Source organism: Kitasatospora sp. NPDC096140, from assembly GCF_040303045.1.
Taxonomy (GTDB): Bacteria; Actinomycetota; Actinomycetes; order Streptomycetales; family Streptomycetaceae; genus Kitasatospora.
In genome coordinates, this window is the sequence record NZ_JBEOUW010000001.1 from 134,813 (window position 1) to 151,969 (window position 17,157).

Below are 17,157 nucleotides of genomic sequence, written 5' to 3' on the forward strand. Positions count from 1 at the left end.
GTCCTCGGTCCCGGGCTCGCCGGGTCCGCCCCCGCCCGGCCGCCCCCGACTCAGAGCCAGACCGGAGCGTCCGTCCCCCAACGCCCGGGCGGGCGCGACCAGTCGGCGGGCGCGCCCTCGTAGCCGATCGGCGGCAGGGCATGGCGCAGCTTCCCGTACGCGGAGTCGGTCTCGGCGAGCCACCCCGACGGGTCGTACGGCTCGGACGGGGCCTCGCCCGGGGTCTCCGACGGGACCTCCGACGGGACCTCCCGTTCGATGCCGTGCAGCAGCCAGGAGGCCGTGCCGGCGAGGGAGAGGCGCAGGTGTCGGCCGCCGGGGCGGCCGGTGTGCCGGTCGGAGAGGGCGCGCAGGACGGCGGCGGCGATGAGGTAACCGGTGCCGTGGTCGAGTGCCTGGGCGGGCAGGACGCCGGGGTGGCCGTCGTCGGCGGCCTCGTGGGCGGCGATGCCGACACCGGCCTGGACCAGGCTGTCGAAGCCGCGCCGCCCGGCCCACGGGCCGGTCCAGCCCCAGGCGCAGAGTTGGACGACGATCAGGTCGGGACGCCGGGCGAACAGTGTGTCGGGGGCCAGGCCGTGGGCGTCGAGGGCGCCGGGGCGGTAGGCGCTGACCACGACGTCGGCGGTGGCGAGCAAGTCCTCGAAGACGGCCCGATCGGCGGGCTCGGCGAGGTCGAGGCGGGCCGAGCGCTTGCCGAAGCCGGTGTCGGCGTGCGCGTCCTCGGCCTCGGGCAGCCGGGGCGAGTCGATGCGCAGGACGTCGGCGCCGAGCAGGGCGAGGGTGCGGGTGGCGACCGGTCCGGCGATCACCCGGGTGAGATCGAGGACCCGGAGCCCGGCGGCGGGCCGGTCCACCGGGGCCGCGCCGAGCGGACGGGCGGAGGCGGCGCCGTCAGTGCCTGCGGTGCCGGCGGTACCGACGCTGCCGGTGGTACCGACGGCGACGCCCGCGACGGCGCCGGGGGCAGCGACTTCCCGGTGCTCCACCAGGGGGTGCACGGTCTCGCTCACCGGCGCGACCGCGACCGCCAGCGCCCCCGCCGCGTACGCACGCTCCTGGACCTGCTCGGCCGGCAGACCGGCGAGCACCTCCGCCAGTCGATCGGGCCCGGCGTCCGCGGCGAGGCCGAGGGCCGACAGCAGCCGGGTGCGGTGGTGCGGGTAGTTGGCGTGGGTCCGGACCCAGCCGTCGGCGGTGCGCCAGAAGCCGGAGTGCGGGGCGAAGCTGACGGGCGTGCGGCCGTCGACCGTCAGGTGCCGCTCGCTGACGAACGCGGTGGCCACCGCGCCCTGGTCCACCCGGACGGCCGGAACCGGACCGCCGCTGCGCAGGGCGGCCAGCTCGGCGGCGGCGAGCGAGCAGACGGCCACGGTGGCCCGGGCGAGGCGCCGCACCGGCAGTCGGGAGGGCAGGACGCCGTCCGGGCCGTGGAAGCTCACCCGTGACAGCAGGTCGGCCGGGCCGCCGAGGGCCGCCCAGGCGTCGGCGGTGGGGCGGTCGGCGGGCTCACCCCCGCCCGGTCCGGCGGGTCCGACGGTTCCTGCGGGCAGCGGATGATCGGTCATGTCGGCATTGTGCTCCCCTTCTTGGTCGCTCGCCGTGACGCCAGTCACGACCGTCGGTGGCCGCGCCGAAACCTCGGCAACCGGCGTGCGGCGTGCAGCACCGCCGGGTCCGGCGCCCGGGCACCGGGGGCGCGGACCGGCCCGCCGGTCGGCGGGTGGCGGGCGGGTGAGCGGCGGGTAGGGTGCGAACGCGGGCCGACGGGAGGCCGACCGGGGGACGAACGGGAGCCGCCCGTCCGGGGGCCGCCGGTACCCGGGCAGAGCGACGCACCGCGACATGGGGGAATGACGTGCACGTGATCCGGCGCCTCGACCTGGGGTACTTCGTCCGACCGGCCTCCGAGGTGGGCGGCCCGGAGCCGCGGGTGGAGCCGGTGCTGGCGTACCTCGTCCGGCACCCGGAGGGGCTGCTCCTGTTCGACACCGGGATCGGCGGCTGCGACCCGGAGACCGAGGCGCACTACCGCCCGGTCCGCCGCCCGCTGCCCGAGGCCCTCGCCACGGCCGGGGTCTCCGTCGCCGACATCGACCTGGTGGTCAACTGCCACCTGCACTTCGACCACTGCGGCGGGAATCCGCTACTGGCCGGCACGACCGTCCTGGTCCAGGCGAGCGAGCTGGCCACCGCCCGGCGCGGCGGCTACACCATCGACGCACTGGTCGACTTCCCCGGCGCCGACTACCGGGAGCTCGACGGCGAGGCGGAGATCTGGCCCGGCGTCCGGGTGCTGCCCACCCCCGGCCACACCACGGGCCACCAGTCCCTGCTGGTCGAACGCCCGGGCGGCGGCCCGGTCCTGCTCGCCGGGCAGGCGTACGACTTCGCCTCCGAGTACGGGCAGGCACTGCTCGCCCGGCGGGCGGCGCGCGAGGGCGTGGCGGCGCCGCTGCCCGGCTACCGGGCCTGGCTCGACCGGGTGGCGGAGCACCGTCCGCGCCGGGTGCTGTTCGCGCACGACCACGCGGTGTGGGAGCCGGGCGGGTAGCGGTGCCCGGCGCCGGGGCGTCGCAGCCCCGAGGACCGCCGGGGAGACGTTCAGCAGGTGAAGCGCAGCGAGCGGACCCGGTGGTCGAAGCTGGACGGGACGAGCTCCGGCTCGCCGACCGAACGCGCATCGGGCAGACGGGTGAACAGCTCCCGGAACAGCGCCGTCATCTCCTGCCGGGCCAGGTGCGCGCCGAGGCAGTAGTGCGGGCCTCCACCGCCGTAGCCGAGGTGGGGGTTGGGCGTGCGGGTGATGTCGAAGGCGTCCGGATCGGGGAAGACCGCCTCGTCGCGGTTGGCCGACCCGTAGAACAGCGCGACCTTCTCCCCCGCGCGCAGCAGCGTGCCGCCCGGGCCGCCGAGCTCGTGGTCGACGGCGACGGTCCGGTGGAACTGGATGATCGGCGTGGCGTGACGGACCATCTCGTCCACCGCCCCGCCGAGCCGCCCGTCGAGGTCGGACAGCAGCAGGGCGCGCTGCTCGGGGTGGACGGTCAGGAGGTGCAGACCGTGGGCGAGCGCGTTGCGGGTGGTCTCGACCCCGGCGACCAGCAGCAGGGTGAAGAAGGCGCCGAGCTCGCGGCCGGTGAGCCGACGGCCGTCCACGTCGGCGGTGACCAGCGCGGAGATCAGGTCCTCGGCCGGCCGGCGGCGCCGCTCCCGACCGATCCCGGCCACGATGGCCTGCATCCGGGCGAGCGCCCGCAGCCCACGCCCGGGCGCCCGCAGCCGGTGGCGCAGCGTGCGGGCCACCCCGATGTCCGCCGAGGTGCGGTTGACCAGGTCGAGGATGGCGCGGCGCGGCTGCTCGGGGATGCCCATCATGGTGCAGATCACCTGGAACGGGAGTTCGGCGGCGACCGCGGACACGAAGTCCTCCGGCCGGTCCCGCTCGACCCGGTCGACCAGGGCGACGCTGATCCGCTGCACGTCGTCCTCGACCCGGCCGAGCAGCCGCGGGGTGAACGCCCGCGAGACGATCCGGCGCAACTGGGCGTGGCGCGGGTCGTCCAGATTGACCATCGAGTCGCCGAACAGCAGCCGGACCCAGCGGGCGGGGGCGGGGGTGGTCACGCCGGGGCCGCTGAGGAAGACGGCCGGGGTTCGGCTGGCCTCGACCACGTCGGCGTGGCGGACCAGGGCGTGGAAGCCCTTGCCGGTGGCGCGGTCGCCGAAGAACAGCGGGCCCGGGAGGCGGCGCAGCTCGGCGAAGGCGGCGGCGCGGGCGGGGGTGGGCAGCCGCCAGAAGCCGGGGTCGGCGAGGTCGGGGATCCCGGGCGCGCCGGCGGTCCTGGGGATCCCGGCCTGGTCGGCCTGCACACCGGGGCCGTCGGCCGGCGCACCGGGGCGGTCGGCCGGCTCGGCACGGTCGGCGATGGGCTCGGCGGCCTGCGTCGGGGTCTCCACGGCCGGACCTCCCTGCTTCTGGACGGCATCGCTCCGACACGCCCGCACGGAACGCACCGGATCGTGACATCTAGTGAGCATGCGGTGACCACTTGTCAAACCGTGCGGATGGTCGTACGAGCGGTTGTTCGGGTCGGTGCAGCGAGCGGGACGGCAGCCGGGCGGACCTCCGCGCGGGCCGCCCGGCCTGCCGCCTGGCCGCCCGGCCTCTCGCCTGGCCGGTCACCGGGCGAGCGGCCGGGCATGGTCTCACGGGGCGGAACCGGCCATGACCGGAGGGTGCGGTGCGCACCGGGCGGGGTGGGTGCGACGATGAGTGCCATCGTGATGACCGACCGGATCCGCCTGCTGCGCGCCGTGGTCTTCGCCGCGCTGTGCGTGGCAATGGCCGCCACCGCGCACGTCGCCATGGCCGGGGCCGGTGTCTCGCCGACCGTGCTGGCCGGTGCGTTCGGGGCGATCCTGGGCTTGACCTGGCTGCTCGCCGGGAAGCGCCGCGGGCTCGCTGTGATCAGCGTCTGGATGGTCGCCGCGCAGATCGCGCTGCACCAGCTGTTCGAACAAGCCGGGGCCCTCGGCCGAGGCAGCGGCGGCGGCCTCGGCCGGCTCGCCACCACGGACTGGGCCGCCCTGCTGCTGTGCAACCCGGACCGGGTGCCCGACGGGCTGTCACCGGTCGAGCTGGCGCGGATGGCGGGCATCGACCCGGACGTCCCGCCGTCCACCGGCGGACTGCGCCCGACGGCCGGGATGCACGGGATGCACGGGATGCAGCACGGGGCCGCGGGTGCAGGAGCCTCCGCCGACGGGGCGGCCATGGACCTGGGCCTGCCCGGGACGGCCGGGATGCCCGGCATGTCCCACCCGATGCCCGGCGGGATGCCCGACGCCACGACGGGCGGCCTGCCCCCCGGCACCTCCCACGGGATGGCGCACGGAATGTCCCACGCCATGTCGCCGGGGATGGCCGTCGCCCACGTGCTGGCCGCCCTGGCCTGTGCACTGCTGCTCTGGCGCGGTGACGCGGCGTTGGTCCGGCTCTTCGAGCTGCTCGGTTCGCTCGGCGCCGTCGTCGCGGGTGCCTTGTTGCTCCCCCTGCTGGCGCTCTTCGCCCGGCCGTTCGGCTACCGGGCCCCGGCACCGCCCCGGCCCGCCCCGGACACGGCCCGGCCGCCCCGGTCGGTGCTGCTCACGCATGCCGTGGTCCGGCGCGGGCCGCCGGCGTTCGCCCTCGCCTGCTGACGCGCCCGCCGCTGCATCCCCCGGCCTCCCCCGGTTTCATCCGGCCACCGGGGCCCCGCGACGGGCAGGTCGCCCCGCCGTACGGCCGCGCCTTCCGCCGCCGTGACGCCGGGGTTCGGGCCCGCGCCGCCCGCCGCCGTTCCCCGGTTTCCCCGGGAGGTGTGGGGTGCCACGCGCACGGCCCATGGACGCCGACGGTGCCGCCCTGAGCGGTGCCGTTCCAGCCTTCCCCTCGGGACCCTTCCATGTCTGACCACGACGACGCGCCGGCTGCGGTCGGCGCCACCGTCCTACCGCTCCGCGGCCTGCGGGCCCTCCGGAGCGCGGCCGTCCGCCCCCTCGGCCGGACCGGCACCCTTCGACTCGAACCCCTCCGGCCCCGCCGGCAGGCGGACCGACCACTCCGGCGACGGCCCGACGGCGGCGGCCGCCCGGACGTGGCCGCCCAGCCGCTCCGCCCGCTCCAGCCACTCCCGGCAACCGGTGCAGCGCGCGACGTGCTTGTCCAGCCGGGCCTCCGGGAGACCGCTCGGTTCGCCGTCGAGGCGGGCGGACAGAGCGGTACGGAACTGCGCGCATCTCATGTGACCATCGTCCCGCACGGCCACTGCGGCGGGACCGGCCGGTCCGGAGGCCGCCGTGGATGACGAGCAGCTCACCGCACTCGCACTGACCGCCCGCTCCGGCCGGGCGGCGGACGTCGAGGCCTTCGTCCGCGCGACCCAGCGCGACGTCTGGCGCTTCGTCGCCCACCTGACCGACGTGCAGTCCGCCGACGACCTCGCGCAAGAGACCTTCCTGCGCGCGCTGCGCGGCCTGCCCGCGTTCGCGGGGCGCTCCTCGGCCCGCACCTGGCTGCTGTCGATCGCCCGGCGCACGGTGATCGACCGGTACCGGATGGCCGCCGCCCGCCCTCGCTGTGCGGCGCTGCCGGACTGGCAGGAGGCGGCGGAGCGGCAGGGCGGCGGCCCGGCGGCCGGGTTCGAGGACGGCATCGCGCTCGGCGACCTGCTCGACCGGGTGCCCGCCCAACGGCGGGAGGCCTTCGTCCTGACGCAGGTGGTCGGGCTGAGCTACGCCGAGGCGGCCGAGGTCGCCGGGTGCCCGGTCGGCACCGTCCGCTCCCGGGTCGCCCGGGCGCGGGAGGAGTTGGTGGCGCGACTGCGGGCAGCCGAGGCCGGGGAGCTCGCGGCCGCCTGCTGAGCGGTGCCGGCACGTGGGCGGCAGGCGGACGGCAGACGGCGACCGATGACACGCGGCGGATGACGGGGAACAACTGACAGATGACAGCTGACAGCTGACAGCTGACAGCTGACAGATTTCAACATCTGTCAGCTGTCAGCTGTCATCCCTGCCATCCGTCACCCGCCGTCCGAACCCCGCCGCCCGAACCCCGCCGAAAAATTCCCCCAAGTGTTCGGAACCGGAGCCGCCGCGCCCCCGACTGCTGTACCGGACCCCGCCGCCGAGGCGGTGTCCGGCACGGCAACCCGGGAACGGAGGGACTCCATGGCAGCACAACAACCCACGTCCGCCGTCGAACTGACGATCAGTCAGCCCGAGTCGGTCGACCGCTGGAGCCTGGTCGTGGCCGCGGGCCTGCTCTCCTTCGTCGCGATGCTCGACATGAACGTGGTCAACCTCGCGCTCACCGACATCTCGTCCGGCCTGCACGTCTCGCCCGGCCTCGCCCAGTGGGCCGTCCTCGGCTACCAACTCCCGCTCGTGGCCCTCCTCCTGCCCGCCGGTCGGTGGCTGGACCAGGTCGGCACCCGGTCCGCGCTGCTGCTCGCGGTCGGCTGCTTCGCCGCCTGCAGCGTGCTGGCGGCCGCGGCCCCCTGGGCCGGTTGGCTGATCGCCGCCCGGATGCTGCAGGGCGCCTTCGGGGCCGTGCTCTTCGTCCTGATGCCGGTGCTCGCCGCGACGTCCGTCCGGCCCGAGCTGCGCGGGCGGGCGATGAGCGTGCCGGCCACCCTCGGCCCGCTGGGTGCCGTGACCGGCCCGGTCATCGGCGGACTGCTGCTGGACCACCTCGGCTGGCGGGCGGTCTTCCTGGTCAAGCTGCCGGTCTGCCTGGCCGCCGTCCTGATCGTGCTCCGCCACGCCCCGCGGCGCGGCGGACTGCGCCCGCCCGACCGGGCTTCGCTCGGCGACGCCGCCCTGATAGGCGGCGCCGTGGCAGCCGTCCTGCTCGGGCTCACCCTGGCCCCGGAGGCACCGCAGTGGCTGCTGCTGACGCTGCCCGCCGCGCCGCTGGTCCTGCTGTGGCTGCGCCGCCCCGGCGGCCGTCCGGTGGCCGAGGTGCTGCGGACCGCCGGGACCGCCGGGGTCAACGCCTCGGTGCTGTCGCTCGCCGCGGGCTTCGCGGCCTGCCACTACCTGCTCGCCCAGCACCTGCGCGGCCCCCGGGGCGAGAGCGCCACCACCACCGCGCTGACCATGCTGGCGTTCCCGCTCGGCATGGTGCTGGCCGGACGGGTCGGTGGACGGCTGGCCGACCGCTGGGGCGCCCGGCCGACGGCGCTCACCGGCGCCGCCGTCACCACCCTGGGCCTCGCCCTGCTCATCCCGTCGGACACCGGCTGGTCCACCGTGGACATCGCCGCCCGGCTCGCCCTCGCCGGGGCCGGGATGGGCCTCAACGGCGGCCCCACCCAGGCCCTGGTGATGGCCGCGTCCCCGCCCGGGAAGCTCGCCACCGCAGGTTCCGCCGTCCAACTCGCCCGCAGTCTCGGCTTCGCCCTCGGCCCGGCCCTCGCCACCGCCGCCGCCTCGACGGCCGGCGGCGTGGCCGCGAGCGGCACCACCACCGGGACCGGCACGGGAACCAGCGCCGGGATCGCCCTGGCCGCCCTGGTCGCGGCGACCGCCGTCGCCCTGCTCGCCCTGCACCGCCGCCCCAGGCCCTGACCGTCCGCACCCCACCGAAGGACCACCCCGGATGACCGACACGATCCCCTCCCCGGCCACGACCGACGCCCCGACGGCGAACCCGAACCCGGCCGCGACCGACGACGCCCCGCGCTGCCCGTACGGCCACGACCGCCTCCCCTCCCCCGTCCCGCTGTACGGCCCGGCGTACAAGAGCGACCCGTACCCGCTGTACCGGCAGATGCGCGAGGCGGGGCCGGTGCACCGGGTGGAGTTCCCCAGCGGCATCCACGCCTGGCTGGTCACCGGCTACCGGGCCGCCCACGCGACCCTCAACGACCCGCGCCTGGGCAAGAACCACGCACTGGGCAACGAAGGCTGGCGCCGACTCGCGTCGATCATGCCCGAGCCGCAGCACTCGCAGCTCCAGGTCCACCTGCTCCACCAGGACCCGCCCAAGCACACCGCGATGCGCAGGCTCGTCCTGGACGCCTTCGCCCCGCGCCGGGTGGAGGCCCTGCTCCCCCGCCTGCAGGAGCTGGCCGACGCGCTGGTGGACGAGCTGCCCGAGACCGGCGGCGCCGACCTGGTGGCCGGCTTCGCCGCCCACTACCCCTTCCGGGTGCTCGCCGAAGTCATCGGACTCCCGGCCGACTTGGCGAGCCGCTTCGACCGCGACTGGGGCAAGGTCGTCCAGCCCGTCGGCCCGCAGGACCCCGGCCGCCCGGCGTACGAGGCACGGCTGCGCGGCCTGCAGACCTACATCGCCGACGTCGTCGCCCGCAAGCGCGCCGACTGCCGGGAGCCCGGATGGACGGACACCGAGGACCTGCTCGGCCGGCTCGTCGCCGCCCACGACGGGGGCGAGTTGAGCCGCGAGGAGCTCGACTCCATGGTGTTCCAGCTGCTGGTCGCCGGGCAAGAACCGGTGACCAACCAGATCACCACCATGCTGATCGCCCTGCTGCGCCACCCCGAGCAGCTCGCCCGCCTGCGCGACGGCCTCGACGAGCCCGGCCGGCTCGCCCGGGCGGTGGAGGAACTGCTGCGCCACGACGCCGCGTTCGAGCTCACCACCTGGCGCTTCTTCGCCGAGGACAGCGACCTGTTCGGCACCACCGTGCCGGCCGGCGACTCCGTGATCGTCTCGCTCTGCGCCGCCAACCGCGACGACACGCAGTTCACCGGGGCCGACCACCTCGACCTCGACCGCTCCCCCAATCAGCACCTCGCCTTCGGCCACGGCGTCCACTACTGCCCCGGCGCCGCCCTGGCCCGGGCCGAACTCCGGATCGCCATCGGCACCCTGCTCACCCGGCTGCCCGGGCTGCGCCCGGCCGAGGCCCCCGGGGACGGCCTGGCCGACCTCGCCTGGATCCCCGCCGTGCTCGCGCGCGGGGTCAACCGACTGCCCGTCGCCTACGACCGCCGCCGCTGACCCCGGGACACCCCGTCGCCGCGACCCGCCCGGCTGCGCCCACCCGAAGCCCGCACCAGACCACCATCCGTGGAGGACCCACCATGCCGCCCGTCGGCACCGCGACCGCTCCCACTCCCGTCACCGACGCCGTGACCGGGCCCGCCACCTCCGCCGGGCCCGAGCGCCTGGCCGCCCGCATCCTCGGCCTCCTGCTGCCGCACCGCCGCGCCGCCGACCCGGAGTTCGCCGCCCGCCCCGAGCACTTCCCGCTCCAGCTCGCGCAGTTGGCGGACTTCATCGCCGCCGGTGAGCCCATCGTGTTCACCCTGCCCGGCTTCCCCTGCAAGTCGCCGAACCCGGCGAAGGTGCTGGGCCACCTGCCCGACGAGGGCGAACGGCTGTCCCTGACCTTCCTCGACCGGCTCTGCGCCGAGATCGGACGCCTCCACGAGCCCGGCGCCCGGATCCTGATCTGCTCCGACGGGCACATATTCGGCGACCTGATCAACGTCCCGGACGACCACATCGACGCCTACTCGGACGAGTTGACCATGATGATCGCCCGGGAGGGCCTGCGCCACCTCGCCACCTTCGACCTGAGGGCCGTCCTCGGCGACCTCCCGTACGACGAGAAGCGCGCCCGGGTGCACGAGCGCTACGCCCCCACCGTCGAGGAGTTGCGCGAGCAGGTGCTGACCGAGGAGGAGACCCTGCGGCTCTACCGCGGCATCACCCGTTTCCTCACCGAGGACGCCGTGGGATTCACCGGCACCCGCTCGGCCCTGCAGCGGGAGTGCCGCCGCCGTGCCTACGCCGTGATCCAGCGCAGCCGCGCCTGGGGCGAGTTGATCGCCGAGCACCACCCGCGGGCCGTACGGCTGTCCATCCACCCGCAGCCGGCCGGGGTCGCCAAGTTCGGCATCCGGCTGCTGGCGGCGGCCGACGCCTGGACCACCCCCTGGCACTCCGCGGTGCTCCACCGACCGGACGGTGGCTGGGAGTTGCTGCGCAGCGAGGAGGCCGCACGGCTCGGCCGCGCGGTCCTGCGCGACGGCCGGCCGAGCCACTACGAGGGCCACGCGGACAGCCACGTCGGCCGCTGAGTCTCCCCTCCCCCTCCCCCTCCCCCTCTCCCTCCCCGAGGACCGGCTACGTCACCGCCACGGAGGCCACCGCACCGGCCGGGGTGCGGTGGTCGAAGGCGATCAGCGGATCGCCGGTGAGCGGGTGATCGATCACCGCCGCCCGGACGCCGAAGACCTCCGCCATCAGCTCGGGGGTCAGCACCTGGCGCGGAGCGCCGGAAGCCACCAGGGCGCCGCGGTGCAGGACGTGCAGCCGGTCGCACACCGAGGCGGCGGCGTTCAGGTCGTGGAGGGCGACCAGGGTGGTCCGGCGCTGCTCACGCAGCAGGGCGAGCAGTTCGACCTGGTGCCGGACGTCCAGGTGATTCGTCGGTTCGTCCAGCACCAGGACGTCCGGCTGCTGCGCGAGCGCGCGGGCCAGCAGCACCCGTTGCCTTTCCCCGCCCGACAGTTGGCCGAACCGGCGGTCGGCGGCGCCCGCCATGCCGACCCGGTCCAGCGCCCCGGCGGTGATCCGGTGGTCCTCGGCGTCATCGGCGGCGAACGCCCGCTTGTACGGGGTGCGGCCCATCGCGACCACCTCGCGGACGCTCAACTCGAAGTCCCCGCCGCGCTCCTGGGGCAGCGCGCCGATGTGCCGGGCGGACTGCGCGGGCCGCAGCTCCGCGAGGTCCCGCCCGGCCAGCAGCACCCGGCCGGCGCTCGGCCGCAGGTGCCGGTAGACGGTGCGCAGCAGGCTGGACTTGCCGCTCCCGTTGGGCCCGACCAGCCCGGCGATCTCCCCCTCCTCGGCGACCAGGTGGACCCCGGCCACCACCGTTCGCCCGGCCAGGGTCACGCTCAGGTCCTCGACGGCGATCCTCACGTGCGCTCCAGTCGTCGGTCCAGCAGGTAGAGCAGGGTGGGGGCGCCGAGGACGGCGGTGACCACGCCGATCGGCAGTTCCTGGCCGTCCAGGGCGGTACGGGCGACGGTGTCGACGACGACCAGCAGCAGCGCCCCGGTGAGCGCGGACAGCGGCAGCAGACGCCGGTGGTCGCCGCCCAGGAGCAGGCGGCACACGTGCGGCACCATCAGGCCGACGAAGCCGATCGCGCCGGAGACGGCGACCAGGACGCCGGTCAGCACGCTGGTGACGACGAACACCTCGCGGCGCAGCCGGGCGACGTCCACGCCGAGCCCGGCCGCCGTCTCGTCACCCATCAGCACCGCGTTGAGCCCCCGGGCACGGGCCTGCAGCAGGGCCAGGCCGAGAACCACGGCGACGGTGGGGACGGCGAGTTGGGCCCAGACGGCGCCGCCGAGACTGCCCATGAGCCAGAACAGCACGCCCCGGGTCTGCTGCTCGTCGCGGGTCTGCAGGACGAGGTAGCTGGTGATGCCGCCGAGGAACTGGGCGATGCCGATGCCCGCGAGGACCAGGCGCAGCGGGGAGAAGCCGCCGCCCCGCCGGGCCATCAGCCAGACCAGCGAGAACGCGGCGAGCGCGCCGGCGAACGCCGCCAGCGAGACGGTGAGACCGAGCGCGCTGCCGAAGGAGAGCTGGAGCCCGAAGGTGGTGCCGAGGACGATGGCGGCGACCGCCCCGAGGGAGGCTCCGGAGGAGATGCCGAGCAGGTACGGGTCGGCGAGCGGGTTGCGGACCAGGGCCTGGACGGCGGTGCCGACCAGGCCGAGTCCCGCGCCCACCACCGCCGCCAACAGGGCTCTCGGCACGCGCAGTTGCCAGACGATGAGGTCGCGGGTGCCCGGTTCGGCGGCCCGACCGGTGAGTCGGCGGGCGACCACCGACCAGACCTCGCCGGGCGGGATGTCCACCGCGCCGAGCGAGACGGCTGCGGTCAGCGCGAGCACCAGCGCGACGGCGAGGACGGCGGCCGTCGGCCCGGCCCGCAGCGTGCGGGCCGGACGGCGGGTGACGGCGGCCTCCGTGTGAGCGGCCGGAGTCACGTTCTACTGGCCGTTCTTGACGAGGTCGGGGTGGACGGTCGCGGCGATCTGCCGGACGGCGTCCGCGTTGCGCACACCCGCGATGGTGGTCACCTCCGAGCCGAGGCGGACGAAGTGCCCCTCCTGGACGGCCTTCAGGCCCTGGGTCGCGGGGAAGCTCCTGAGGAACGCCTCGGCGTCGTCGAAGGCCTTGCGGGTGGCCTCCTCACTGCCCCGGTTGCGGACGGCGAGCTGGATCCAGTCCGGGTTCTTGGCGACGACGTCCTCCCAGGAGCCGGGCTTGAAGTCGGCGTCGCAGTCGGCGAACACGTTGCGCGCCCCGGCCTGGGTGATCACCGCGTTGGCGACCTGCCGGCCGCAGACCGCCACCGGCTGCTTGGTGCCCGCGTCGAAGTCGAAGACGAAGTAGCTCGGCCGCTGCCCCTCCGGCACGGCGGCGAGCGCGGTGCGCACCTCGCCGATCTGCCGCTCCATCCCGGCCACCAGTTCCTCCGCCCGGGCCGAGGTGCCGGTGACGGCCCCGAGCCGGCGGATGTCGTCCTCGATCCCCGCGAGGTCGGTGCGCGGCGCCTTGGCCGCCTTCGGGGTTCCGGCGCAGGCGGTGGAGAGCAGGTAGACGTGCTGGATGCCGGCCGCCGCGTACTCCTCCTCGCTCGGCCCGGTGGCTCCCCCGCCCATCATCGGCATCGCGCTGAAGGTGTCCACGTAGAGGTCGGCGCCGGAGCCGAGCAGCTTCTCCTTGGGGATCACCTTCTCCCCCAGGACCGGCACCTTGGCGCCCTGGTCGGCGAGGTCCGCCGGCAGGGTGCCCTTGCCGGGCGGGAAACCCGTCCCGATCACCCGGTCGCCGGCACCGAGCCGGAGCAGCATCTCCAGGCTCGACGCGTTGCTGGTGACGATCTTCGTCGGCGCCTTGGCGACGACGGTCTCCTTGCCCGCGCAGTCCGCGACCTTCACCGGGTAGGCGCCGGCCGGGGCCGCCTGGGCCGCGGCGGTGACGGAGGCACCCTGCGGGCCCCCGCCCCCGCTTCCGCAGGCCGTGGCGAACAGGGCGACGGCGGCCGCGATTCCGCAGACAACGCGTGGGCGCATGACAACTCTCCTGGTCGGTGGTCCGTGCTCGGGCCCGTGCAGCGGACCCGGACCAGGTAGTCGGACGCCCCGGGCACCGGGTTCCCGGGAATCCGCCGGAAAGGGCGCCACCGACCGTCGCAGCACGGACGTAGGCTGACCGGATGGCCGACCCCACCGCCCCGCGCGACGACCTCGACCTCCCCGTCCGGCTCGGGTCACGCCCGCCCCGCCGCGTGGTCTCCCTCGTACCCTCGCTGACCGAGGCGGTCGCCGCCACCGCGCCCGGACTGCTGGTCGGCGCCACCGACTGGTGCACCCACCCCGCCGATCTCGCCGTCACCCGGATCGGCGGCACCAAGAACCCCGACGTCCCCGGTGTCCTCGCGCTCGAACCCGACCTCGTCATCGCCAACGACGAGGAGAACCGGCGCCCCGACCTGGACGCACTGCGGGCGGCGGGCGTCCCCGTCTGGGTCACCGACATTCGCACCCTGGACGACGCCTTCCGGTCCCTGGACCGGCTGCTCACCGTCGCCTGCCGACTGCCGCGCCCCGGCTGGCTGGACGAGGCGGAGGCGGCCTGGGCGCCGCTCGGACCGAGCCCCGACGAGTCCGAGAGCTCCGGCGCCTCCGAAGGCCCGACGGCGGTCGTGCCGATCTGGCGCCGCCCGTGGATGGTCCTCGGCCGCGACACCTTCGCCGGGGACCTGCTGCGCCGCCTCGGCCTGCGGCTCGTCCACGCCGACCACCCCGAGCGCTACCCCGCCGTCCCGCTGCCCGAACTGCTCGACTGTCGAGCAGAGTTGGTGGTCCTGCCGGACGAACCGTACCGCTTCACCGCCGAGGACGGCCCCGAGGCCTTCCCCGGCACGCCGGTCGCACTGGTCAGCGGGCGACACCTGACCTGGTACGGACCGTCCCTCGTCACCGCCCCGGCCGTCCTACGGCAGGCGATCGACCACCCGTTCACACCAGACGCGGCCGACGCCTGACGGACGGAGATCCGCTCAGCGCCGCGGGACCGCCGACGACATGGAAGAGCCCGGGACGCGAAATCGCGTCCCGGGCCCTGTGGGGCAGGCGAGGTCAGCCGCGTGCGGCGGTGACGGCGGCGCCCAGCGCCTCCTTGATGCGGGGGCCGAGACGGGCGAAGCCCAGCTCCTTCATGGCCGCGCGCAGCAGCTCCTCGTCACTCCGCTCGACCCCGTCGCCGTCCACCCACCGCACGACGGCGAGCAGCTCGTCGGCCGAGTAGGCGGTCACGGGACGACCGGGCGTGAAGTCCGGCTTCACGCGACCGGCAGCGGGCTCGGCCTCGGGTGCGGCCTCGGGTGCGGCCTCGGGTGCGGCCTCGGGTGCGGCCTCGGGTGCGGCCTCGGGCTCGGGCTCGGCCGCGGAGGTCTCCGCCTCGACGACGGGCTCCTCGACGGCCGGCTCCTCGACGACGACCTCGGCAGCGGGCTCCTCGACGACGACCTCGGTCACCGGCTCAGCCTCGGCAACGGGCTCAGCAGCCACAGCCACCTCGGCGACGGGCTCCTCAACGACGGCCTCGACAACCGGCTCCTCAGCGACGGGCTCCTCAGCAAGGACCTCGGACTCGACCTCGGCAACGGCCTCCTCGGCGACAACCTCGGCCACCGGCTCAGCCTCGGCAACGTCCTCAGCAGCCACGGCCACCTCGGCGACGGGCTCCTCGACAGCAGCCTCGGGCTCGACCTCGGCAGCGGCCTCCTCGGCCACCGGCTCAGCCAGCGCGGCCTCGGCCTCGACGACCGGCTCCTCGGCCACGACCTCGGCCACCGGCTCAGCCTCGGCGACATCGTCAGCAGCCACGGCCACCTCGACAACCGGCTCCTCGACAGCAGCCTCGGGCTCGACCTCGACCTCAGCCTCGGCCTCGGCCTCGGGCTCGGGCTCGGGCTCGGCCACCAGGGCCTCCGCCTCGACGGCGGGCTCCTCGATGACGACTTCGGTCTCCGTCACGTCGGCCTCGGCGGCGGGCTCCTCGACCTCGACGGCCGACTCCGCGTCCTCGGCCGCCGTCTCCTCCACCGCTGCGACCTCGGCCAGGGCGGCCGTCGCCGCGGCGACCAGGTCGTCGGCGGCCGGGGACGGGGCCGGGAGGGAGACCACGGCAACCGGGGTCTCTTCCGTCAGCTCCTCCGCGGCAGCCGTCTCGACGGCGGCGGCGTCCGTGTCGGAGTCCGAGCCCGACACCGCCTCAACACCGGTCTCAGCCTCGGTCACGTCCTCGGCCTCAGCCTCGGCCTCGACGTCGACAGCCGCATCGACCTCGACGGTCTCCCCGGCGGGAGCGGTCACCGGGGCCGGGACCTCCTCCACGAGACCGTCCCGCTGCCCACCGGCGAGCGCCTGACGCGCAAGCGCTTCAGCGTCGGCCTCGGCACCGGCCTCGGCACCGGCCTCGGCACCGGCCTCGGTCTCGGTCTCGGCAGCCGATTCCTCGACCGCCGACTCCTCGACCGTCGGCTCCTCGGCGACGGTCTTCTCCGCCAGCCCGTCCCGCTGCCCGCCCGCGAGCGCCTGGCGGGCCGAGTACGCGGCCACGGCGGCGCGGCGGTCGGCCTTGGCGGCGGCGAGTTCGGTGAGCAGTTCTCCGAGACCGGCCTCCTCCAGCGTGGCGCGCAGGCCGCGGATGGTGGGGAGGCGGTAGAGGGTGCCCTCGTCGGCCGCGAGCCGCTCGACCAGGTCGATGAGCTCGGCGAAGGGCAGCCCGTCCAGGTCGTGGTCGGGCAGGAGGCGGGAGAGCTCGCGCAGGCCGGTGTTGATCGCCTCGAAGGCCTGGGCGGTGCGGTCGATCAGGGCGCCGTCGGCGGGCGCCACCGGGAGGCTGCCGGCCGGGGCGAGGGCGGCCCAGGCGCGGCGCTCGATCTCGGCGGAGGTGAGCGCCTCGTGCAGGTCCTCGCGGCGGACGCGCCGGTCGGTGGCGAGGGCGGCGGCCTGCTTGCGCAGCAAGCGGCCGCGCAGCCAGGAGAGCTTGACGCCGTTCTCGCGGCGCCAGGCGCTGTCGGCGGTGGCGGCGGCGAGGGCGCCGAGGTCGGCGTCGTACGCGGCGGTGGTGAGGGTGGCGGAGGTGCGGTGCACCCGCTGGAGCATCTCGACGAGGAGCGCGGTCTTGGCGACGGTGTCCGGCTCGTCGAGCTTGACCTCGGCGGCCAGGGCGGTGACGGCCTCCCAGGTCTGCTGCAGGTCGCTGCCGCGCAGCTCGGCGAGCGCGGTGGAGGCGGCGCGGGCGTCCTCCGGGGTGGAGACGGTGTCGACGGCCGCGTACCAGGCGTGGGTGTCGGCGGTGAGGGTGAAGGCCCCGAGTTCGGCGTAGCGGCCGAGGTCCTCGCGGAGGTCGGGCTCCGCGGCGGCGTCCTGGGGGTCCTTGACGTCTGCGGCGTCGGCGACGTCCGCCGGGTCGGCTGCGTCGGCGTTGCGCGAGTGAAGCACTGTCATGTGAGGTCCGGTTCTGGGCGACGACGGCGGGGCTGGCGGCGAGGGGGCGGCGGACCGGTTGCGCGGGGGTGCCCCGGGGAGGGGCGAGGG

The 17,157-nt window shown here is 75.7% G+C and carries 14 protein-coding genes; 7 read left to right on the plus strand and 7 right to left on the minus strand.

The features are described from left to right. Positions 1-50: 50 nt before the first annotated feature. Positions 51-1,568 carry a CoA transferase gene (locus tag ABT048_RS00620; protein WP_350519071.1) on the minus strand — a complete coding sequence of 506 codons (1,518 nt, stop codon included), beginning with the start codon at positions 1,566-1,568 and terminating at the stop codon, positions 51-53. Positions 1,569-1,867: 299 nt separating this feature from the next. Here ABT048_RS00620 and ABT048_RS00625 point away from each other — a divergent pair, with 299 nt between their 5' ends. Beyond that, positions 1,868-2,554, plus strand: a complete 687-nt coding sequence (locus ABT048_RS00625; protein WP_350519273.1) for an N-acyl homoserine lactonase family protein — start codon at positions 1,868-1,870, stop codon at positions 2,552-2,554. A gap of 50 nt (positions 2,555-2,604) precedes the next feature. Here the strand turns inward: ABT048_RS00625 and ABT048_RS00630 are convergent, their stop codons facing one another. Beyond that, positions 2,605-3,873 (minus strand): cytochrome P450, encoded by a 1,269-nt coding sequence (locus ABT048_RS00630; RefSeq protein WP_350519274.1) that lies wholly within the window; start codon positions 3,871-3,873, stop codon positions 2,605-2,607. Positions 3,874-4,272: 399 nt separating this feature from the next. Here ABT048_RS00630 and ABT048_RS00635 point away from each other — a divergent pair, with 399 nt between their 5' ends. Beyond that, positions 4,273-5,202, plus strand: a complete 930-nt coding sequence (locus ABT048_RS00635) for a hypothetical protein (protein ID WP_350519072.1) — start codon at positions 4,273-4,275, stop codon at positions 5,200-5,202. A gap of 290 nt (positions 5,203-5,492) precedes the next feature. Here ABT048_RS00635 and ABT048_RS00640 read toward each other — a convergent pair whose 3' ends face one another. Next, the gene (locus ABT048_RS00640; protein ID WP_350519073.1) at positions 5,493-5,786 is read right to left on the minus strand and encodes a zf-HC2 domain-containing protein; all 294 of its coding nucleotides are present in this window, start codon (positions 5,784-5,786) and stop codon (positions 5,493-5,495) included. A 55-nt stretch (positions 5,787-5,841) separates the two neighbouring features. On the opposite strand from ABT048_RS00640, the gene ABT048_RS00645 reads away from it, so the two are divergent. The 4 genes from ABT048_RS00645 to ABT048_RS00660 all read left to right on the plus strand — a co-directional run bounded on the left by ABT048_RS00645 (position 5,842) and on the right by ABT048_RS00660 (position 10,596). Then, entirely contained in the window at positions 5,842-6,405 is a 564-nt protein-coding gene (locus ABT048_RS00645; protein WP_350519074.1) for a sigma-70 family RNA polymerase sigma factor, read from the plus strand. 306 nt (positions 6,406-6,711) lie between these two features. Next, entirely contained in the window at positions 6,712-8,112 is a 1,401-nt protein-coding gene (locus tag ABT048_RS00650) for an MFS transporter (RefSeq protein ID WP_350519075.1), read from the plus strand. Positions 8,113-8,143: 31 nt separating this feature from the next. After that, positions 8,144-9,511 carry a cytochrome P450 family protein gene (locus tag ABT048_RS00655; protein ID WP_350519076.1) on the plus strand — a complete coding sequence of 456 codons (1,368 nt, stop codon included), beginning with the start codon at positions 8,144-8,146 and terminating at the stop codon, positions 9,509-9,511. A gap of 83 nt (positions 9,512-9,594) precedes the next feature. Next, positions 9,595-10,596, plus strand: a complete 1,002-nt coding sequence (locus ABT048_RS00660; protein WP_350519077.1) for an L-tyrosine/L-tryptophan isonitrile synthase family protein — start codon at positions 9,595-9,597, stop codon at positions 10,594-10,596. Between the two features lie 46 nt (positions 10,597-10,642). Here the strand turns inward: ABT048_RS00660 and ABT048_RS00665 are convergent, their stop codons facing one another. From ABT048_RS00665 to ABT048_RS00675, 3 genes are read right to left on the minus strand one after another with little or no spacing between them, the layout of a single operon-like run. Next, entirely contained in the window at positions 10,643-11,443 is an 801-nt protein-coding gene (locus ABT048_RS00665; RefSeq protein WP_350519078.1) for an ABC transporter ATP-binding protein, read from the minus strand. After that, on the minus strand, positions 11,440-12,528 hold the full coding sequence (locus ABT048_RS00670) for a FecCD family ABC transporter permease (protein ID WP_350519079.1): 1,089 nt from the start codon (positions 12,526-12,528) through the stop codon (positions 11,440-11,442). The genes ABT048_RS00665 and ABT048_RS00670 overlap by 4 nt, the downstream gene beginning before the upstream one ends. A 3-nt stretch (positions 12,529-12,531) precedes the next feature. Beyond that, complete coding sequence (locus ABT048_RS00675; RefSeq protein WP_350519080.1) at positions 12,532-13,620, minus strand: ABC transporter substrate-binding protein; 1,089 nt, start codon at positions 13,618-13,620, stop codon at positions 12,532-12,534. A gap of 143 nt (positions 13,621-13,763) precedes the next feature. On the opposite strand from ABT048_RS00675, the gene ABT048_RS00680 reads away from it, so the two are divergent. Further along, positions 13,764-14,594, plus strand: coding sequence for a helical backbone metal receptor (locus ABT048_RS00680; RefSeq protein WP_350519081.1), 831 nt, complete (start codon positions 13,764-13,766; stop codon positions 14,592-14,594). A gap of 94 nt (positions 14,595-14,688) precedes the next feature. Here the strand turns inward: ABT048_RS00680 and ABT048_RS00685 are convergent, their stop codons facing one another. After that, the gene (locus ABT048_RS00685) at positions 14,689-17,067 is read right to left on the minus strand and encodes a hypothetical protein (protein ID WP_350519082.1); all 2,379 of its coding nucleotides are present in this window, start codon (positions 17,065-17,067) and stop codon (positions 14,689-14,691) included. Between the last annotated feature and the right edge of the window lie 90 nt (positions 17,068-17,157).